This is a genomic window from Streptomyces sp. NPDC014676 (assembly GCF_043084105.1).
Taxonomy (GTDB): Bacteria; Actinomycetota; Actinomycetes; order Streptomycetales; family Streptomycetaceae; genus Streptomyces.
The window spans coordinates 232,066-254,515 of the sequence record NZ_JBIBZI010000012.1 but is presented as its reverse complement, the minus strand read 5'-3'; the positions used below and the strand labels follow the sequence as shown (position 1 = coordinate 254,515).

The 22,450-nt window shown below is 76.6% G+C and carries 1 protein-coding gene (cut by a window edge); it reads right to left on the bottom strand.

Features of this window, described 5'->3' with window-relative positions; translation table 11 throughout:
- Positions 1-22,450, bottom strand: the 5' portion of a protein-coding gene (locus ACF1DX_RS29560) for a type I polyketide synthase (RefSeq protein ID WP_391794181.1). 6,209 nt of this gene lie to the left of the window's left edge; 22,450 of the gene's 28,659 nt are visible here — the first part of the coding sequence; its start codon is at positions 22,448-22,450; the stop codon falls past the left edge of the window.

Sequence of the window (22,450 nt, the reverse complement as noted above, 5' to 3'; positions counted from 1 at the left end):
CCATGCCCCAGACGGCCGCCTGCGCGGGGTCCGCTCCGGCGTCGGAACGGCCGACGGAGACGGCACCCCGGGTGACGGCCCACAGGCGGCCGGTGATCCCGGCGCCGTCCAGGGCGTCCAGCAGGGTGTCGGGCCAGGCGGCACCGGACGGCAGGGCACCGTCGGCGCCGCCGTCCGCCGCTGCCGCGAACAGGGACACCACACCGGCGTACTCGGTGCCGTCGGCGGCCTCCGCCAGCCATCCGCCGAGCGCAGTGTCGTCCGGGGCGCAGACCACGCGCACCGCGTCGGCGCCGAGGGCGCCGGCGACGGCCTCGGCCCACGGGTCGCCGTCGAGCACGGTGGGGATCAGGACGAGCCGGGGCCCGCCGGCGGCCGGGGACCTGCCGACGCCGGCCGTCAGCGGACGCCAGGTCACCCGGTACCGCCAGCCGTCCACCAGGGAACGCTCGTTGAGCCCGCGGCGCCACGAGGAGAGCGCGGGCAGCACGTTCGACAGGACGGTGTCGTCCAGGTCGAGCGTGGCGGACAGCGCCTGGAGGTCCTCCCGTTCCACGGCGGCCCAGAAGGCGGCGTCCGCCGGGTCCTGCCCGGCTCCCGCGCCGGGCGCGGCGGCCGGTTCGGGCCAGTAGTGCTCGCGCTGGAAGGCGTAGGTGGGCAGCTCGGTACGACGGGCGCCGGTCCCGCGGAACCAGGCGTCCCAGTCGATGTCGACGCCGGTGACGTGGAGCCGGGCCAGCGCGGTGAGCAGCGCGGTCTCCTCGGGACGGTCCCTGCGCAGCACCGGCACCGACACGACGTCCCCGCCACCGTCCAGCACCCGCGCCGCCATCCCGGTCAGGACACCGTCGGGGCCCAGCTCCAGGAACGCGTTCACACCGGCACCGGACAGCGCCCGCACACCGTCGGCGAACCGCACCGTACCGCGGACGTGACGCACCCAGTACTCCGCCGAACACAGCAGCCCCGGGTCCGCGACCTCACCAGTCACGTTGGACACGACGGGGATGACCGGCTCTGCGTAGGCGAGGCTCTCGGCGACCCGGCGGAACTCCGCCAGCATCGGCTCCATCAGCGGCGAGTGGAAGGCGTGACTGACCGACAGGCGCTGCGTCCTGCGGCCCTGCGCGGCGAACTCGTCCGCCAGCGCCACGACCTCGGACTCGACACCCGCGATCACCACCGCGTCCGGACCGTTCACCGCCGCCAGGGCGGTGCCGTCCGTCAGCCTCGGAGCGATCTCCTCCTCCGTCGCCTGCACCGCCACCATCGCACCACCGGACGGCAGTTCCCGCATCAGCCGGGCACGCGCCGCGACCAGCGCGCACGCGTCCTCCAGCGACAGCACCCCGGCCACGTGCGCAGCCGTGATCTCCCCCACGGAATGCCCGGCCACGAACTCCGGCCGCACGCCCCACGACTCCACCAGCCGGAACAACGCCACCTCGACCGCGAACAGCGCGGGCTGCGTGTAACCGGTGCTGTCGAGGAGTTCCGCCTCGGGCGTGCCCTCCTCCGCGAACAGCACCTCACGCAACGGACGCTCCAACTCCGCGTCAAGACGCGCCAGTACGGCATCCAGCGCCTCCGCGAACACCGGGAACCGGGCATACAGCTCACGCCCCATCCCCGCCCGCTGCGACCCCTGACCCGAGAACAGCACCGCCAACGACCGCTCCACCGCACGACCATGCGCCACCTCGACGGGCCGCTCCCCCTCGGTGCCCGCGAGGAGCACCGCCCGGTGCTCGAACGCGGTGCGGCCGACGGCCAGGGTGTACGCGGTGTCGAGGGCCGGGACGTCCGGGTGGGCGGCGGTGAACGACACCAGTCGCCCGGTCTGGTCCTCAAGGGTCTCGGTGGTACGGGCGGACACGAGCCAGGGCACCTCGGTGGGCGCCACGGGAGCCGCGTCGCCGTGCGGCTCGACGTCCGCCGGGGCCTGCTCCAGCAGGACGTGGGCGTTGGTGCCGCTGACGCCGAAGGCGGAGACGCCGGCGCGGCGGGGCCGTCCGGTCTCCGGCCAGGCGCGGCGCTCGCGGAGCAGCGAGACCGTACCGTCGGACCAGTCGACGTGGGTCGACGGGGTGTCGATGTGGAGGGTGCGGGGCAGTTCGCCGTGGCGCAGGGCGAGCACCATCTTGATGACGCCGGCGACACCGGCGGCGGCCTGGGTGTGGCCCAGGTTCGACTTGACCGTGCCGAGGAGCAGCGGGCGCTCCGGGTCGCGCCCGTCGCCGTAGGCGGCGATGAGGGCGTGCGCCTCGATGGGGTCTCCGAGGGTGGTGCCGGTGCCGTGCGCCTCGACGGCGTCCACGTCGGCCGGGGTGAGGCGGGCGTCGGCGAGGGCGGCGCGGATGACGCGCTGCTGGGCGCGGCCGTTGGGGGCGGTCAGGCCGTTGGAGGCGCCGTCCTGGTTGACGGCCGCGCCGCGGACCACGGCGAGCACCTCGTGCCCGTTGCGGCGGGCGTCGGAGAGCCGTTCCAGGACGAGGACGCCAGCGCCCTCGGACCAGGCGGTGCCGTCGGCGGAGTCGGCGAAGGCCTTGCAGCGGCCGTCGCCGGCGAGGCCGCCCTGGGCGGTGAACTCGACGAAGGCGTCGGGGCTGGACATCACCGAGACGCCGCCGGCCAGGACCAGGGAGCACTCGCCGGAGCGCAGCGCCGTGGCGGCCATGTGCAGGGCGACGAGCGCCGAGGAGCAGGCGGTGTCGACGGTGACGGCCGGGCCCTCCAGGCCGAGGGTGTAGGACAGCCGTCCGGACATGACGCTGGCGGTGGTGCCGGTGGCGGCGTGGCCCTGCACGTCGGTGGTGCCGCGGCGCAGCATGGTGGCGTAGTCCTGGCCGTTGGTGCCGACGAAGACGCCGGTGGCGCTCCCGCGCAGGCCCGCCGGGTCGATGCCGGCGCGCTCCAGGGCCTCCCAGGAGGTCTCCAGCAGCAGGCGCTGCTGCGGGTCCATGGCCAGGGCCTCGCGCGGGGAGATGCCGAAGAAGGCGGCGTCGAACAGGCCGGCGCCGTCGAGGAATCCGCCCTCCAGGGTGGCGGAGCCGCCGCGGGCGAGGGTGTCGAGGTCCCAGCCCCGGTCGGCGGGGAAGCCGGTGATCGCGTCGCGGCCGTCGTACAGCAGGTCCCACAGGTCGTCGGGTGAGTCGACGCCGCCGGGGAAGCGGCAGCCCATGCCGACGATGACCACGGGGTCGTCGTCGCTCGCGCGTCCGGTGGTGTCCGTGGCGGCGCGGCCGTCGGCCGGCTCGGGCAGGGTGCCGAGCAGCTCGGTGAGGAGGTGGGCGGCCAGGTCGCGGGTGGTGGGGTGGTCGTAGACGAGGGTGGCGGGCAGCCTCAGGCCGGTGGTGGCGTTGAGGGTGTTGCGCAGCTCGACGGTGGTCAGCGAGTCGAAGCCGAGGTCGGTGAAGGCCTGGTCGGGTTCGACGGCGGCCGGGTCGGGGTGGCCGAGGACGCCGGCGACCTGGGCGCGCACGAAGTCCAGGACGTACCGCTGCCGGGCGGGTCCGGTGAGCGCGGCGAGTTCCCGGCCGAGCGCCGGACCGGCGGTGGTGGCCGCAGCCGTGGAGCCGGCGGTGGTGGCGCGCAGTTCGGGCAGGTCGCGGACGAGGGGGCGGTGGGCGGCGAAGACCGCCGCGTACCGCTGCCAGTCGATGTCGGCGACGGTGAGCGCGGTGTCGCCCTGCTCGACGGCGGTGTCGAGGGCGGCGAGCGCGTCCTCGGCGCTCGTCGGGGTGAATCCGCCGCGCCGGACGCGGTCCTCCACTCCGGTGCCGTCGCCGGCCATGCCGGTGCCGGCCCAGGGGCCCCAGGCAACGGAGGTGGCGGGCAGGCCGGCGGCGCGGCGGTGTTCGGCGAGGGCGTCCAGGTAGGCGTTGGCGGCCGCGTAGTTGCCCTGGCCGGCGGCGCCGAGGCTGCCGGCGGTGGAGGAGAACAGCACGAAGTCGGTGAGGCCGCTGTCGCGGGTCAGTTCGTGCAGGTGTGCGGCGGAGTGGGCCTTGGCCCGCAGGACGGTGTCGAACCGCTCGGGGGTGAGGGTGTCGAGGACGCCGTCGTCGAGCACGCCGGCGGTGTGGACCACCGTGGTGAGGGGGTGTTCGGCGGGTACGGCCGCGAGGACGGCGGCGAGGGCGTCGCGGTCGGCGGTGTCGCAGGCGGCGATCGTCACCTGGGTGCCCAGTTCCCGTAGCTCTGCCGCGAGTTCGGCGGCGCCGGGCGCGTCCGGGCCGCGGCGGCTGACCAGCAGCAGGTGCGGGGTGCCGCGTCCGGCGAGGCGGCGGGCGACGTGGGCGCCGAGGGCGCCGGTGCCGCCGGTGATCAGGGCGGTTCCCTCGGGGGCGAAGCGTCGGGGTGCGGTGCCGTCGGGCGCGGGGTGGTGGATCAGGCGGCGGGCGTAGGTGGCGGAGGCGCGGACGGCGAGGTCGGTCTCGTCGCCCGGTTCGGCCAGGAGGTGCGCCAGGCGGCGTACGGCCCGGGCGTCGAGGTGTTCGGGGAGGTCGACGGCGCCGAAGCGGCGCTCGGGGTGCTCCAGGGCGGCGACCCGGAGGAGGCCCCGTACGGCGGCCTGCCCGGGGTGGGCGAGGCGGTCGGCGCGGCCGGTGGTGACGGCCCGGCGGGTGAGGATCCACAGCGGGGCGTGGATCCCCGCGTCCCCGAGGGCCTGTACGGCGGTGGCCGTGGGCAGGACGCCGCCGAGGCCGGCGGGGTCGCCCGCACCGGAGTCGTCGGCGCCGAGGGCGAGCAGGGACAGGACGCCGGTGAAGCCGCCGTCGGGCGCGGGGAGTTCCCGCAGGAGGTCGGCGAGGCCCGTGCGGTCCCGGCCGTCGGTGGTCACGCGTACGGCGTGCAGGCCGAGGGCGTCCGGCAGTTCGGCCGCGTCGGTGTCGGGGCCGGCGGCCGGGAGCAGGACGAGCCAGGTGCCGGCCGGCCGGGCGGTGGGGGCGCCGTCCAGCGGCTTCCACACGGCGCGGTGGCGGCGGGCGTCGGCGGCGGCCCGTTCGGTGCGGCGGCGGCGCCACGCGGACAGGGCGGGCACGAGCGCGGCGAGGGTGTCGTCGTCGAGGCCGAGGTCGGCGCCGAGGGCGGGCAGGTCGGCGCGCTCGACGGCGGACCAGAAGGCGGCGTCCGCGCCGTCGGCCGGGCCGGCCGCCGGCGTCGGGGCGGGCCCGTGGGTGGTGTCGGGCCAGTAGCGGCTGTGCTGGAAGGCGTAGGTGGGCAGGTCGACGCGGCGGGCACCGGTGCCGTGCAGGACGCCGGACCAGTCGACGCGGGCGCCGTGGACGTGGAGGCGGGCCAGGGCTGCGGTGAGCGCGGTGACCTCGTCGCGGTCGCGGCGCAGCGCGGGCACCGCGGTCACCTCGGCGTGCGCCGCGGTGACGTCGGCGGCGTCGAGGGTGTCGCGGGCGGCGGCGGACAGGGTGCCGTCGGGGCCGATCTCCAGGAAGGAGGTGTGTCCCTGCCGGGCGAGGGTGCGCACGGCGTCGGCGAAGCGGACGGTGGCGCGGACCTGGTGCACCCAGTAGTCGGGGGTGCGCAGCGCGTCGGTGTCGGCGGGTTCGCCGGTGACGGTGGACACCAGCGGGACGGACGGCAGGTGGTAGGTGAGGCCGCGGGCGACCCGCGCGAAGTCGTCGAGCATGGCGTCCATGCGCGGCGAGTGGAAGGCGTGGCTGACGCGCAGGGCGCGGGTCCTGCGGCCGTCCCCGGCGAGCCGGGCGGCGATCCGGGTGACGGCGTCCTCCTCGCCGGACAGGACCACGGCGCGGGGGCCGTTGACGGCGGCGAGGGAGACCTGGTCCTCCAGGCCGGCCAGCAGCGGCAGCACCTCGTCCTCGGCGGCCTGTACGGCGACCATGGCGCCGCCGGCCGGCAGGGCGGCCATGAGGCGGCCCCGGGCGGCGACGAGGGTGCAGGCGTCGTCCAGGGAGAGGACGCCGGCGACGTGGGCGGCGGCGAGTTCGCCGACGGAGTGGCCGGCGACACTGTCGGGGACGGTGCCCCAGGACTCGACGAGCCGGTAGAGGGCCACTTCGAGGGCGAACAGGGCGGGCTGGGTGTAGGCGGTGTCGTGCAGGAGGGCGGCGTCCTCGGTGCCCTCCTCCGCGAACAGCACGTCCCGCAGCGGACGTTCGAGTTCCTGGTCGAAGCGGGTGAGGACGGCGTCCAGGGCGTCCGCGAAGACCGGGTGGCGGCCGTACAGTTCGCGGCCCATGGCGGCACGCTGGCTGCCCTGCCCCGTGAAGAGGAAGGCGAGGCGGCCACGGCTGGGGGCGCCGGTGACGAGGGCGCCGTCGGGGGTGCCGTCGCGCAGGGCGGTCAGGGCGCGCAGCACGCCCTCGCGGTCGCCCGCCAGGACCGCGGCGCGGTGTTCCAGGGTGCCGCGGGTGGTGGCCAGGGAGTGGGCCACGTCGAGCAGCGGGACGTCCGGGTGGGCCCCGGTGTGGTCGAGGAGCCGGCCGGCCTGGGCGCGCAGGGCGGGGGCGGTACGGGCGGACAGGACCAGCGGCACTCCGGCCGGCAGGGTGTCGGGGTCCGCGGCGGGCGCGGTCCCCGGCTGCTCCGCGTCGGGGGCGTCGGGGGCCTGTTCGACGACGGTGTGGACGTTGGTGCCGCTCAGGCCGAAGGAGGAGACGGCGGCGCGGCGGGGCCGGCCGGTCTCGGGCCAGGGCACGGTGTCGGTGGCCAGGTCGATGGCGCCGGAGTTCCAGTCGACGTGGCGGGAGGGGGTGTCCACGTGCAGGGTGGGCGGGACGGTGCCGTGGCGCATCGCCATGACCATCTTCATGACGCCGGCGATGCCGGACGCCATCTGGGTGTGGCCGATGTTGGACTTCACCGAGCCGAGCAGCAGCGGCCGGTCGGCGGGCCGGCCCTGGCCGTAGGTGGCGAGGAGGGCCTGTGCCTCGATGGGGTCGCCGAGCGCGGTGCCGGTGCCGTGGCCCTCGACCACGTCGACGTCGGCCGGGGTGAGGTTCGCGTTGCTGAGGGCCTGGCGGATCACCCGGGCCTGCGAGGGGCCGTTGGGGGCGGTGAGGCCGTTGGAGGCGCCGTCCTGGTTGACGGCGGAGCCGCGGATCACGGCGAGCACGGGGTGGCCGTTGCGGCGGGCGTCGGAGAGCCGTTCGACCAGGACGAGGCCGACGCCCTCGGCGAGGCTCATGCCGTCGGCGCCCTCGGCGTACGCCTTGCAGCGGCCGTCGGGGGCCATGGCGCGCTGGCGGCTGAAGCCGGTGAAGGCGCTGGGGGTGGCCATGACGCTGACGCCGCCGGCGAGGGCGAGGGTGCTCTCGCCGTTGCGCAGCGACTGGCAGGCCAGGTGCAGGGCGACGAGCGAGGAGGAGCAGGCGGTGTCCAGGGTGACGGCCGGGCCCTCCAGGCCGAAGGTGTAGGCGAGGCGGCCGGACATCACGCTGGAGATGGTGCCGGTGATGAGGTGGCCCTCGGCGCCCTCGGTCGAGGCGCCGCCCGCCGTGTAGTCCTGGTAGCTGGCGCCGATGAAGGTGCCGGTGAGGCTGCCCCGGAGGGTGGCGGGGTCGATGCCGGCGCGTTCCAGGACCTCCCAGCCGGTCTCCAGCAGGAGCCGCTGCTGCGGGTCCATGGCGAGGGCCTCGCGCGGGGAGATGCCGAAGAAGGCGGCGTCGAAGTCGGCGACGTCGTGGAGGAAGCCGCCCTGGGTGGAGTAGGTGGTGCCGGGCTTGTCGGGGTCGGGGTCGTAGAGGGCGTCGGCGTCCCAGCCGCGGTCGGCGGGGAAGCCGGTGATGGCGTCGCCGCCGGCCGCGACGAGGTCCCACAGGGCCTCGGGGCTGGTGATGCCGCCGGGGTAGCGGCAGCTCATGGCGACGACGGCGATGGGCTCGTCGTCGACGGCGGCGGTGGTGCGCGCCGGTGCGTCGTCCTCGGTGCCGGGGCCGCCGACGAGGCCGCGCAGGTGCGCGACGAGGGTGAGCGGGTCCGGGTAGTCGAAGACGAGGGTGCTCGGCAGGGTGAGGCCGGTGACGGCGGCGAGCCGGTTGCGCAGGTCGACGGCGGTGAGGGAGTCGAAGCCGACGTCGCGGAAGGCGCGGCGTTCGGACAGCACCTCCGGGGAGGCGTGGCCGAGGACGGTGGCGGCCTCGGAGCGGACCAGGTCCAGCAGGAGGCGGTCCTGTTCGGCGGCGGGCAGCGCGCGCAGCCGGCCGGTGAACTCGCCGCCGTCGGCGGCGCGGGCCTCGGCCTCCTCGGTGAGGCGCCGTACGTCGGGGACGTCCTCGAACAGGTCGGTGGGCCGCGAGGAGGTGAACACCGGGTGGTAGCGGTCCCAGTCGACGTCGGCGACGGCGAGGACGCCCTCGTCGGCGTCGAGGGCCTGGCGCAGTCCGGCGAGGGCCAGTTCGGGGTTCATGAAGACCAGGCCGCTGCGGCGGATCTGGCCGGGGTCGACGCGGCCGAGCTTCATGTCGTCGGCCCAGATGCCCCACGAGATCGCGGTGGCGCGGGCGCCGCGGGCGCGGCGGTGCTCGGCGAGCGCGTTGAGGTGGGCGTTGGCGGCGACGTACGCGGCGTGCCGGCCGCTGCCCCACAGGCCGGCGGTGGAGGAGTACAGGACGAACGCGTCGAGCTGGTCGTCGTCGAGGAGTTCGTCGAGGTGGGCGGCGCCGGCGGTCTTGGCGTGCACGACCTTGGCGAAGGCGTCGAGGCTGGTCTCGTCGATCGACTGGAGTTCGATGACGGCGGCGGTGTGGAAGACGCTGCGGACGGTGCGGCCCTCGGCGGCGAGCCGGTCCAGGAGCGCGGCGACGGCGTCCCGGTCGGTGACGTCGCAGGCGGCGACGGTGGCGGTGCAGCCGCGTTCGGCGAGGTCGGCGACGAGTTCGGCCGCTCCGGGCGCGCTGTCGCCGCGGCGGCTGGTGAGGACCACGTCGCGGGCACCCTGGTCGGCGAGCCAGCGGGCCAGGTGGGGACCGAGGGTGCCGGTGCCGCCGGTGACCAGGACGGTGCCGCGCGGGCTCCAGCCGGGACCGCCGGACGGCGCGGGCGCCGGGGCGACGCGGCGGGCGAGGACGCCGGAGGCGCGGACGGCGAGCTGGTCCTCGCCGGTGCCGCCGGTGAGGACGGCGGCGAGCCGCTGGGCCGCGCGGTGGTCGAGGGTGTCGGGCAGGTCGACGGTGCCGCCCCAGCGCTGCGGGTGTTCCAGCGCGGCGGTCCAGCCGAGGCCGTGCACCATGGCCTGTACGGGCCGGGTGAGCCGGTCGGCGCGGCCGGTGGAGACGGCGCCGCGGGTCAGCGCCCACAGGGGCGCGTCGACGCCGGCGTCGCCGAGGGCCTGGACCAGGGTGACGGAGAGGGCGAGCCCGGCGGGCAGCACGGGGTGGAGGGTGCCGGTGTCCTCGGCGGCGGCCAGCAGCGAGACCACGCCGGTGGGTTCGGGCAGGTCGCGCAGGCGGGCGGCGAGGTGGGCGCGGTCGGTGTCGGCGGCGTCGAGGCGCAGCGGCACCGGGTCGGCGCCGTGCGCGGCGAGCGCCTCCCGCACGGCGGCGGTGTGCCCGGGGTCGGTGCCGTCGGCGGTGACCAGCAGCCAGGTGCCGGTGAGGACGGCGTCGGGCAGGGCGCCGAGCGGCTTCCAGGTGGCGCGGTAGCGCCAGGAGCCGACGGTGGAGCGGTCGCGGCGCTGGCGTCGCCAGGTGGACAGGGCGGGCAGGACGGGGGCGAGGGCGTCGCGGTCCAGGTGCAGGCGGGTGGCGAGGGAGTCGACGTCCTCCTGCTCGACCTCGGTCCAGAACTCGGCGTCGGCGGGGTCGCCGTCGCCCGCGGCGCGCGGCGGCGCGGCCTCGGTCCACAGGTGCTCGCGCTGGAAGGCGTAGGTGGGCAGGGGTGTCCTGCGGGCGCCGCAGCCGGCGTAGACGGCGGCCCAGTCGGCGCGGCCGCCGCGGACCCACTGCTCGGCGAGGGAGGCCAGGAAGCGGCCGGTGCCGCCCTGTTCGCGGCGCAGGGTGCCGGTGACGGCGACGTGGTCGCCGGTCTCCTCGGCGGTGGCCTGCACCGCCATGGTGAGCACAGGGTGCGGGCTGATCTCGACGAACACGGTGTGTCCGGAGCCGAGGAGGGCGCGTACGGCCTCCTCGAAGCGGACGGTCTGCCGCAGGTTTCGGTACCAGTAGCCGGCGTCCGTGGTGGCGGCGTCGAGGATCTCGCCGGTGACGGTGGAGTGGAACGGCACCCGTGCCTGACGGGGCGTCACGGAGGCGAGCAGTTCGAGGAGTTCGTCGTGGACGCGCTCGACCTGCGGGGAGTGGGAGGCGTAGTCCACGGCGACGCGGCGGGCGCGTACGTCCCGGGCGGTGAACTCGGCGTGCAGGGCGTCGAGCGCGTCGGGGGTGCCGGCGAGGACCACGGAGCGGGGACCGTTGACGGCGGCGACGGAGACGGCGCCGTCGTGGGCGGCCAGGTACTCCTCGGCCTCGGCGGCGGGCAGCTGGACGGACATCATGCCGCCGGCGCCGGCCAGGACGCGGCCGATGGCCTGGCTGCGCAGGGCGACGACGCGGGCGCCGTCCTCCAGGGACAGGGCGCCGGAGACGACGGCGGCGGCGATCTCGCCCTGGGAGTGGCCGACGACGGCGTCCGGGGTGACGCCGTGGGCGCGCCACAGCTCGGCCAGGGACACCATCACGGCCCAGGTGGCGGGCTGGACGACGTCGACGCGGTCGAAGTCGGGTGCGCCGTCGGCGCCGCGGATGACGTCGACGAGGGACCAGTCGGTGAACGGGGCGAGCGCGGCGGCGCACTCGTGCAGCCGCTCGGCGAACACGGGTGAGCTGTCGAGGAGTTCGGCGCCCATGCCGGCCCACTGGGAGCCCTGGCCGGGGAAGACGAACACGGTGCGTCCGTCGGTGTCGGCGGTGCCGCTGACGACCTGGGCGGTGGACGCGCCGTCGGCGAACGCGGTGAGCGCGTCGGTGAGTCCGGCGGTGGTGGTGCCGAGGGCGACGGCACGGTGTTCCAGCACGGAGCGTGCGGTGATCAGGGTGTGGCCGACGTCGGCGGGGTGCGGCCCGGCGGCGGTGACGTGCTCGGCGAGGTTGCGGGCCTGGTCGCGCAGGGCCGCGGGGGCGGCGGCGGACAGGATCCAGGGCAGGGTGCCGCCGGCCGGGAGGGCGGGCTCGGTGGCCTCGGCGGGCTCCGGGTCGGCGGGCGCCTGTTCCAGGATGGCGTGCGCGTTGGTGCCGCTGATGCCGAAGGAGGAGACGGCGCAGCGCAGCGGGGCGTCGTCCTTGTGCCAGTCGGTGGTCTCGGTGACGAGGCGGACGGCGCCGCTCGACCAGTCGACGTGGGTGGACGGCCGGTCGGCGTGCAGGGTGCGCGGCAGGGTGCCGTGCCGCATCGCCATGACCATCTTGATGACGCCGGCGACACCGGCGGCCGACTGGGTGTGGCCGATGTTGGACTTCACCGAGCCCAGCAGCAGCGGCCGCTGCGGGTCGCGGTCCCGGCCGTAGGTGGTGAGCAGGGCCTGCGCCTCGATGGGGTCGCCGAGCGCGGTACCGGTGCCGTGCGCCTCCACCACGTCGATGTCGTCGGGGGCGAGCCCGGCGGCGCCCAGGGCCTGGCGGATGACGCGGACCTGGGAGGGGCCGTTGGGGGCGGTCAGGCCGTTGGAGGCGCCGTCCTGGTTGATGGCGGAGCCGCGCACGACGGCGAGGATGTCGTGGCCGTTGCGGCGGGCGTCGGAGAGGCGTTCCAGGACGAGGACGCCGATGCCCTCGGCGAGGGTCATGCCGTCGGCGTCGTCGGAGAACGCCTTGCAGCGTCCGTCGCGGGCCAGGGCCCGCTGCCGGCTGAACGCGATGAACGACATCGGGTTGGTCATGACGGTGGCGCCGCCCGCGAGGGCGAGGCTGCTCTCACCGTTGCGCAGCGACTGGCAGGCCAGGTGCAGCGCGACCAGGGAGGAGGAGCAGGCGGTGTCGACGGTGACCGCCGGGCCCTCCAGGCCGAAGGTGTAGGCGAGGCGGCCGGACAGGACGCTGGGGCTGGAGCCGGTGACGGCGTGCCCGGCGGAGCCGTCGTCCATGGCGACGCCGTAGTCCTGGTAGGTGGAGCCGATGAAGGTGCCGGTGGGCGTGGAGTGCACCGCGGCGGGGTCGATCCCGGCGTGTTCGAACGCCTCCCAGGTGGTCTCCAGGAGCAGGCGCTGCTGCGGGTCCATGGTGACGGCCTCGCGCGGCGAGATGCCGAAGAAGCCGGGGTCGAACTCGCCCGCGTCGTGCAGGAAGCCGCCGAGGGTGGAGTAGGTGGTGCCGGGGTTGTCGGGGTCCGGGTCGTAGAGGGCGTCGGCGTCCCAGCCGCGGTTGACGGGGAAGTCGGAGATGGTGTCGGTGCCGTCGGCGACGAGCCGCCAGAACGCGTCGGCGGAGCGGGCGCCGCCGGGGAAGCGGCAGCTCATGCCGATGATGGCGATGGGCTCGTCGGTGGCGGCCGGGCCGGCGGTGGCGGGCGACGCGCTGTCGCCGGTGCCGAGGAGTTCGTCCTGGAGGTGGCGGGCGAGGGCGGCCGGGTTGGGATGGTCGAAGACCAGGGTGGTGGGCAGGGCGAGGCCGGTGAGCGCGGCGAGGCGCTTGCGCAGTTCCACGGCGGTCAGCGAGTCGAAGCCCGCGTCGCGGAAGGCACGCTTGGCGGGGACGCCGTCGGCGGAGGTGTGGCCGAGGACGACGGCGGCCTCGGAGCGCACCAGGTCCAGGAGCAGCCGCTCCTGCTCGTCGCCGGTCAGGCCGCGCAGCCGCCCGGCCAGTTCGGAGACGGCGGCGGTGGTGTCCGCGGGGGTGGCCAGGGCGCGGACGGTGTCGATCTCGTCGAACAGGCGGCTGGCGCGCACGGCGGTGAAGACCGGGTGGTACTGCTCCCAGTCGACGTCGGCGACGGTGACCGCGGTGTCCCCCTGGACGAGGGCGCGGCGCAGCTCGGTGACGGCGGTGGCGGGAGCCAGCAGGCGCAGTCCGCTGCGTTCGAGGGTGTCGGAGACGGAGTGGTGCGTGTGGGCCATGCCGATCTCGGCCCACGGGCCCCAGGCGACGGCGGTGGCGGCCAGGCCGCGGGCGCGCCGGTGCTCGGCGAGGGCGTCGAGGTAGGCGTTGGCGGCGGCGTAGGCGCTCTGTCCGGCGCTGCCCCACACTCCGGCGACGGACGAGTAGAGCAGGAAGAAGTCCAGGTCGTGACCGTCGAGCAGGGCGTCGAGGTGGGCGGCGCCGAGGGTCTTGGCGGCCATCGCGGCGGCGGTGTCGGCCAGCGGGGTGGCGGACAGCGGCGCGGCCTGGCCGACGCCCGCGGCGTGCACCACACCGGTGAGCGGGGCGTCCTCGGGGATCGCGGCGAGGACGGCGGCGAGGGCGTCGCGGTCGGCGCTGTCGCAGGCGACGAGGGTGACGCGGGCGCCCGACTCCTCCAGTTCGGCGGCGAGTTCGGCGGCGCCCGGGGCGTCGGGGCCGCGCCGGCCGGTGAGGATCAGGTGGGCGGCGCCGGCGCGGGCCAGCAGGCGGGCGGTCTCGGCGCCGAGTCCGCCGGTGCCGCCGGTGATGAGGACGGTGCCGGAGGCGGTGAGGGCGTCCTCGCGGGGGAGGTCGGCGCCGGGGTGGCGGACGACGCGGCGGACGAGGACGCCTGAGGCGCGGACGGCGACCTGGTCGTCGCCGTCGCGGGCGGCGAGCACGCCGGCCAGGCGTTGCGCGGCGGGCGCGTCGAGGACGGCCGGCAGGTCGACGAGGCCGCCGGGCTGCTCGGGGCGTTCCAGGGCGGTGACCCGGCCCAGGCCCCAGTGGGCGGCGCGGGCGGGGTGGGTGAGCGGGTCGCCGGTGCCGGTGGAGACGGCGCCGCGGGTGACGGTCCACAGCGGGGCGGTGGTGCCGGTGTCGCCGCAGGCCTGGGTGAGGACGACGCCGAGGGCGAAGCCGGGCGGGAGGCCGCCGGTGGCGGTGTCCCCGGGTGCCCCGTCGGTGGGGTGGGGGCCGTCGGCGAGCGGCAGCAGGTTGAGGATGCCGGCGGCTTCCGTGGCCCCGGCGGCGCGCAGGGCGTCGGCGAGCCGTTCGCGGTCGAGGTGGGAGGCGTCCAGTTCGAGGCGCCGGAGCAGGGCGCCGTGGCCGCGCAGCGCGTCGAGGACCTCGTCGGCCTCGTCGCCGGCGGTGGTGACGGCCAGCCAGGTGCCGTCCAGGACGGGGGCGCCGGTGGCGGTGGCGGGCCGCCAGGCGACCTGGTAGCGGGCGGCGTCCAGGACGGACTTCTCCTGCCGGGCGCGACGCCAGGACGACAGCGAGGGCAGCAGCGCGTACAGGGAGGCGTGTTCCTCGTCGCGCAGGCCGAGCAGTCCGGCGAGCCCGTCGGCGTCGCCGCGTTCGACGGCGGTCCACAGGGCGGCGTCGGCGGGGTCGGAGACGGCGCGGCGGGCGCCGGGGGCGGTGGTGTCGGGCCAGTACGTCTCGTGCTGGAAGGCGTAGGTGGGCAGTTCGACGGTGGTGGCGCCGGTACCGGTGTGCAGGGCGGACCAGTCCACGCGGACCCCGCGCACGTGCAGGCGGGCGAGGGCGGCGAGGGCGCTGACCTCCTCCGGGCGGTCGGTGCGCAGCAGGGGCACCGCGTCGGTGCCGGCGTCGTCGCCGAGGGTGTCCTCGGCGAGGGCGGCCAGGGAGCCGCCGGGGCCGAGTTCGAGGTAGGTGGCGGCGCCCGCCTCGTGGGCGGCGCGCACCGCGTCGGCGAAGCGGACGGTGCCGCGGACGTGGCGCACCCAGTAGTCGGCGGTGCGCAGGTCGTCGCCGGTGGCGGGGCGGCCGGTGAGGTCGGAGACGACCGGCACGGCCGGCTCGTGATAGGTCAGGCCCTCGGCGACCTGCCGGTAGGCGTCGAGCATCGCGTCCATGCGCGGCGAGTGGAAGGCGTGGCTGACCCGCAGCCGGCGGGTGGTGCGGCCCTGGCCGGCGAAGTGGGCGGCGACGCGTTCGGCGGCGTCCTCGTCCCCGGCGACCACGACGGAGCCGGGGCCGTTGACGGCGGCCAGGGAGACCTGGTCCTCCAGGCCGTCCAGCAGCGGCCGCACCTCGTCCTCGGTGGCCTGCACGGAGTACATGGCGCCGCCCTCGGGCAGCGCCTGCATGAGCCGGGCGCGCGCGGCGACCAGGGCGCAGGCGTCGTCCAGGGAGAGGACGCCCGCGGCGTGGGCGGCGGTGATGCCGCCGATGGAGTGCCCGAGGAGCACGCCGGGGCGCACGCCCCAGGAGCGGACCAGGTGGTACAGGGCGGTTTCGAGGGCGAACAGGGCGGGCTGGGTCCAGCCGGTCTCGTAGAGCGCGGCGGCCTCGGGGGTGCCGTCCTCGGCGAAGAGGACGTCCTTGAGGGAGCGCGGCGCGGCCTGTGCCTCCGGGTCGGTGAGCAGCGGGTCGAGCTTCGCCACGACCTCGTCCAGCGCCTCGGCGAACTCCGGGTACCGGGCGTACAGTCCGCGGCCGGTGCCGGGGCGCTGGCTGCCCTGTCCGGTGAACAGCAGGGCGGTGCGGCCGGCGCCGCCGGTCTCGCCGAGGACCAGCGCCGGGTCGGGCCGGTCGGCGGCGAGGGCGGCCAGGGCCCGCCGCACGTCGTCGGGGGTGCCGACGGCGACGGCGCGCTGCTCGAACGCGGGCCGGGTGGTGGCCAGGGAGAGGCTCACGTCGGCGGGCGCGAGGGCGGGGCGCTCGTCCAGGTGGGCGAGCAGGCGGGCGGCCTGGGCGCGCAGCGCGGGCCGGGTACGGCCGGACAGGACCCAGGGCAGGACGGCGGGGGCGTCGGCGTCCGTGCCGGTGCGCGCGGGGCGGGGCGCGGGCTGCGGTGCGGGCTGTTCCAGGACGACGTGCGCGTTGGTGCCGCTGATGCCGAAGGAGGAGACGGCGGCGCGGCGGGGGTGGCCCGTCTCGGGCCAGGCGGTGTGCTCCTGGAGCAGGGCGACCGCGCCGGACTCCCAGTCGACGTGGCGGGAGGGGCGGTCGGCGTGCAGGGTGCGCGGCAGTTCGCCGTGGTGCATCGCCATGACCATCTTGATGACGCCGGCGACACCGGCGGCGGCCTGGGTGTGGCCCAGGTTGGACTTCACCGAGCCGAGCAGCAGGGGTCGTTCGGGGTCGCGGTCCTGGCCGTAGGTGGCGAGCAGGGCCTGCGCCTCGATCGGGTCGCCGAGGGTCGTGCCCGTGCCGTGCGCCTCGACGGCGTCCACGTCGGCGGGGGTCAGCCCGGCGGCGCCGAGGGCCTGGCGGATGACGCGCTGCTGGGAGGGGCCGTTGGGGGCGGTCAGGCCGTTGGAGGCGCCGTCCTGGTTGACGGCGGAGCCGCGCACCACGGCCAGGACGCGGTGGCCGTTGCGGCGCGCGTCGGACAGCCGCTCCAGGACGAGGACGCCGACGCCCTCGGACCAGCCGACGCCGTCGGCGTCGTCGGAGAACGCCTTGCAGCGGCCGTCGGGCGACAGGCCGCGCTGGCGGGAGAACTCGATCAGGGAGGTCGGCGTGGACATCACGGTGACGCCGCCGGCCAGGGCGAGGGAGCACTCGCCGGAGCGCAGGGCCTGCATCGCCCAGTGCATGGCGACCAGGGAGGAGGAGCAGGCGGTGTCGACGGTGACCGCGGGGCCCTCCAGGCCGAGGGCGTAGGAGACCCGGCCGGAGGCGATGCTGGGCGCGGTGCCGCTGCCCTGGTGGCCCTCGAAGCGCTCGTCGGCGAGGGTGGCGGAGTAGTCGCTGTACATGACGCCGGCGAACACGCCGGTGCGGCTGCCGCGCAGGGAGACCGGGTCGATGCCGGCGTGCTCCACGGCGGTCCAGGACGCCTCCAGGAGCAGCCGCTGCTGGGAGTCGGTGGCCAGCGCCTCGCGGGGGCTCATGCCGAAGAAGGCGGGGTCGAAGTCGCCCGCGTCGTGCAGGAAGCCGCCGTGGCGGGTGTACGAGGTGCCGGGGTGGTCGGGGTCCGGGTGGTACAGGGAGTCCAGGTCCCAGCCGCGGTTGACGGGCAGGCCGCCGACCGCGTCGGTGCCCTCGGTGACCAGGCGCCACAGGTCGTCGGGGGAGCCGACGCCGCCGGGGTAGCGGCAGCTCATGCCGACGATGACGATCGGGTCGTCGGCGGTGGGCGCGGCGGTGGCCGCCGGGGCGGCCGTGTCCGCGTCCGCGTCGCCGGTCAGCTCCTCCAGCAGGTGGGCGGCGAGCGCGGAGACCGTCGGGTAGTCGAAGACGACGGTGGCGGAGGTGCGCAGGCCGGTGACGGCGGCGAGCCGGTTGCGCAGTTCGACGGCGGTCAGGGAGTCGAAGCCGAGGTCCTGGAAGGCGCGTTCGGGGTCGATGTCCGCGGCGGAGGCGTGGCCGAGTACGGCGGCCACCTGGGCGCGCACCAGGTCGGTGACGGTCTCGGTGCGGGCCTCGGCGTCGAGCCGGGACAGCCGCTGGGTGAGGCCGAGGGCGGCCTCGGAGCCGGTGCGCACGGTGCGGCGGCGGGCCCGGATCAGGCCGCGCAGCAGCGGCGGCACCTCTCCCTGGCCGCGCAGTGCGGCCAGGTCGAGCCGGACGGGCAGGACGGCCGCGCGGGGCAGGGCGAGGGCGGTGTCGAAGAGGGCCAGACCCTCCTCGGGGGTGAGCGGGGGCGTGCCGGAGCGGGACAGGCGGCGCAGGTCGTGCTCGGTCAGCTCGCCGGTCATGCCGGTGCCGGGCGCCCAGGGGCCCCAGCCGAGGGACAGGCCGGGCAGCCCCGAGGCGCGCCGGGTCGCGGCGAGGGCGTCGAGGAAGGCGTTGGCGGCGGCGTAGCCGGCCTGGGCGGGGGCGCCCGCGGTACCGGCGAAGGAGGAGAAGACGACGAACGCGGCGAGGTCGAGGTCGCGCGTGGCCCGGTGCAGGTGCCAGACGGCGTCGGCCTTGGGCCGCAGGACGGCGGTGAGGCGGTCGGCGGTGAAGGACTCCACGAGCCCGTCGTCGAGGACGCCCGCGGTGTGCACCACGGCGGTGACGGGGTGGTCCTCGGGGATGGCGGCGAACAGCGCGGCGACGGCGTCGGGGTCGGCGGCGTCGCAGGCCCGGAGGGTGACCTCGGCACCCGACTCGCGCAGGGCGTCGGCGAGTTCGGCGGCGCCGGGGGCGTCGGGTCCGCGCCTGCCGGCGAGGAGCAGGTGCCGTACGCCGTGTTCGGCGACGAGGTGGCGGGCGAGGACGGCGCCCAGGCCGCCGGTGCCGCCGGTGATCACGACGGTGCCGTCGGGGTTCCAGGCAGGGGTGTCCCGCTCGGCGGGCGGGCGGACGCGGGCGAGGCGGGCGCCGAGGACCGCGCCGTCGCGGACGGCGGTCTGCGGTTCGTCGGTGGTGAGGGCGGCCGCGAGGGCGGCGGGGTCGGCCGTGGACACCGGGTCGAGGTCCACCAGGCCGAAGCGGCCGGGGTGTTCGGTCTGCGCGGAGCGGACCAGGCCCCAGACGGCCGCCGCGGCGGGGTCGGTGACGCCGCCGCCGTCGGTGGCGACGGCGCCCCGGGTGACGAAGACCAGCCGGGAACCGGACCGGGCCGGGTCGTCGAGCCAGTCCCGCAGGTGGCCGAGGGCGCGGGAGGTGACCTCGTGCACGGAGGTGAGCATGTGGTCGTCGCCCGCGCCGGCGACGGGGGCGAGGACCAGGTCCGGCGCGCCGTCGCCGACGTCGGTGACCGTCACGCCGGCGGTGGTCAGGGCGGCGGTGAGGCGGAACGGGTCGGCGCCGAGCAGGCCGACCGCGGTGGGCGGGGCGGTGCCGTCGGCGGAGTTGGTGATCCGGGTCCAGTCCAGGGCGAACAGCGCGTCCCGCTCCAGGGCGGAGGCGGCGGTGGCGCGCGCGTCCGGGGCGGTGCGCAGCACCAGGGAGGCCACGGAGGCGACGGGCGCGCCGGTGGCGTCGGTGACGGCGATCGACACGGCGTCGTCACCGGCCGGGACGAGCCGCACGCGGGCCTCGGTGGCGCCGCTCGCGTGCAGGGTGACGTCCTGCCAGGAGAACGGCAGGCCGCCGCGTCCGTCCTCGCCGAGCGGGGCGAAGGCGGTGGCGTGCAGGGCCGCGTCGAGGAGCGCGGGGTGAAGGCCGAAGGAGGGCGCGTCGCCGGCGGGTCCGGCGTCGAGGGCGACCTCGGCGAAGGTCTCCTCGCCGCGCCGCCACACCGCCCGCAGGCCGCGGAAGGCCGGGCCGTAACCGAAGCCGGCGTCGGCGAGCGAGTCGTAGAAGCCGTCCAGGTCGACCGGCTCGGCGCCGGCCGGGGGCCACACGGCCGCGTCGAAGCCGTCCTCGTGGCGGGCGCCGGGGGCGAGGGTGCCGGTGACGTGCCGGGTCCAGGGCCGGTCGTCGTCGCCGTCGGGGCGGGCGTAGAGGCTGAGGGAGCGGCGGCCGGTGCCGTCGGGGCCGGCGATCCAGACCTGGACCTGGACTCCGCCGTCCTCGGGCAGGGCGAGCGGAGCGGCGAGGGTGAGGTCCTCGACGCGGTCGCAGCCGACCTCGTCGCCGGCCCGCACCGCCAGCTCCAGGAAGGCGGTGCCGGGCAGCAGGACGGTGCCGCGGACCGCGTGGTCGGCGAGCCAGGGGTGGGTGCGCACCGAGAGGCGGCCGGTGAGCAGCAGTCCGTCGGAGTTGGCGAGGGTGACGGCGGCGGCCAGCAGCGGGTGGTGGGCGGCGCCCAGGCCCGCGGCCCGTACGTCGCCGGCCGTGCCGGTGACGCCCTTGGGCCAGAACCGGCGGTGCTGGAAGGCGTACGTCGGCAGGTCGGCGCGGCGGGCGCCGGTGCCCTCGAACCAGTTGTCCCAGCGCAGCGGCACGCCGTGCAGGTACAGGCCGGTGGCGGTCTCGGTGAGCGCGGTGGGCTCGGGGCGGTCCTTGCGCAGGGCGGGCAGGACGGCGGCGTCCTCGTGTCCGGCGGCGTCCAGACAGGCGCGGGTGAGCGCGGACAGGGTGCCGTCGGGGCCGAGTTCGAGGAAGACGCCGGTGCCGTGGCCGGCCAGCCAGGAGACGCCGTCGGCGAAGCGGACGGCGTGGCGGACGTGGTCGGTCCAGTAGTCGGCGGAGGTGAGCTGCTCGACCGTGGCGGGCCGGCCGGTCAGGTTGGAGACCACGGGCAGCGCGGGGGCCTGCGGGGCCAGTCCGGCGACGACGTCACGGAACTCCGCGAGCATCGGTTCCATCAGCGGCGAGTGGAAGGCGTGCGAGACGCGCAGCCGGCGGGTGCGGCGGCCGAGCCCGTCGAAGTGGGCGGCCACGGCGTCGACGTCGTCGGCGGCGCCCGCGACGACCACGGCGGAGGGGCCGTTGAGGGCGGCGACCGACACCCGGCCGGCGCGCTCGGCGACGAGCGGGGCCACCTCGTCCTCGGTGGCCTCCACGGAGACCATGGCGCCGCCCTCGGGCAGCGCCTCCATCAGCCGGCCGCGGGCGGCGACCAGGGTGCAGGCGTCCTGAAGGGAGAAGACGCCCGCGACGTGCGCGGCGGCGATCTCGCCGACGGAGTGGCCGGTGACGTGGTCGGGGGTCAGGCCCCAGGACTCGACCAGCCGGTACAGGGCGACTTCGAGGGCGAAGAGGGCGGGCTGCGCGTATCCGGTGCGGTCGAGCAGGGCGGCCTCGGCGGTGCCCTCCTCGGCCAGCAGCAGGGGGCGCAGCGGGCGGTCGAGTCCGGCGTCGAGGTGGCCGAGGACCTCGTCGAGGGCGCGCGCGAAGACGGGGAAGCGGGCGTACAGGTCGCGGCCCATGCCGGGGCGCTGGGAGCCCTGGCCGGAGAAGAGCACGGCGAGCTTGGGCCGGCCGCGGGTCCGGCGGACGGTGAGGCCGGGCGCGTCCTCGCCGGCGGCGAGCGCCGTGAGGGCGGCGAGGGCGGTGTCGCGGTCGGCGGCGGTGAGGGCGGCGCGGTGCTCGAAGGCGGAGCGGGTGGTGGCCAGCGCGTGGGCGGTGTCGAGGGCGGTGAGCGCGGGTCGGTCGCGCAGGTGCGTCAGCAGCCGGCCGGCCTGCTCGCGCAGGGCGTCGGTGGTGCGGCCGGACAGCAGCCACGGCAGGACGCCGGGCTCGACGGCGGGGGCGTCCTGCGCCTGGGGAGCGGCGGACTCCCCGGCGGGCGTCTCCGCGGGGGCTTCCTCGATGATGGTGTGCGCGTTGGTGCCGGACAGGCCGAAGGAGGAGATGCCGGCCCGGCGCGGGGCGTCGTCGCGGCGCGGCCACGGTACGGGCTCGGTGAGGAGGCGGACGGCGCCTTCGGTCCAGTCGACGTGGGTGGACGGACGGTCCACGTGCAGGGTGCGCGGGAGCAGGTCGTGGCGCATCGCCATGACCATCTTGATGATGCCGGCGACACCGGCGGCGGCCTGGGTGTGGCTGATGTTGGACTTCACCGAGCCGAGCAGCAGCGGCCGTTCGGCGTCACGGCCCTGGCCGTAGGTGGCGAGCAGGGCCTGCGCCTCGACGGGGTCGCCGAGGACGGTGCCGGTGCCGTGCGCCTCGACCGCGTCCACCTCGGCGGCGGAGAGGCGGGCGTTGACCAGGGCGGCCTCGATGACGCGCTGCTGGGAGGGGCCGTTGGGGGCGGTGAGGCCGTTGGAGGCGCCGTCCTGGTTGACGGCGGAGCCCCGGACGACGGCGAGCACGTGGTGGCCGTTGCGGCGGGCCTCGGAGAGCCGTTCCAGGACGAGGACGCCGACGCCCTCGGACCAGCCGGTGCCGTTGGCGGCGTCGGCGAAGGACTTGCAGCGGCCGTCGCCCGCGAGGCCGCCCTGGCGGGCGAACTCGACGAAGGTGGTGGGGCTCGCCATCACGGTGACACCGGCCGCCAGCGCCAGCGAGCACTCCCCCGCGCGCAGCGACTGGGCGGCCAGGTGCAGGGCGACCAGGGAGGACGAGCAGGCGGTGTCGACGGTCACGGCGGGGCCGACGGCGCCGTAGAAGTAGGAGAGGCGGCCGGACAGGATGCTGGTGGCGTTGCCGGTGAGCTGGAAGCCCTGGACGTCGTCGTCGGGGCCGACGCGGTAGTCCTGCGGCATGGCGCCGACGAACACGCCGGTGCGGCTGCCGCGCACGCCGGACGGGTCGATCCCGGCGCGCTCGAAGGCCTCCCAGGAGGTCTCCAGGAGCAGGCGCTGCTGCGGGTCCATGGACAGGGCCTCGCGGGGCGAGATGCCGAAGAAGTCCGCGTCGAAGGCGGGCGCGTCGTGCAGGAAGCCGCCGGCGAAGTCGGCGGGCCCGTCGCCGATCGCGGCCTCCCAGCCGCGGTCGTCGGGCATGGGGGTGATGCCGTCCTCACCGGCGACCAGCATCCGCCACAGGTCCTCGGGACTGTTCACGCCGCCCGGGTAGCGGCAGCTCATGCCGACGATCGCGATGGGCTCGGTGGCCGCCGCCTCCAGCTCGCTCACCCGCTGCCGCGAGCGCTTCAGGTCGGCGCTGGCTCGCTTGAGGTAGTCCCGGAGCTTCTGTTCCTTGTCCAT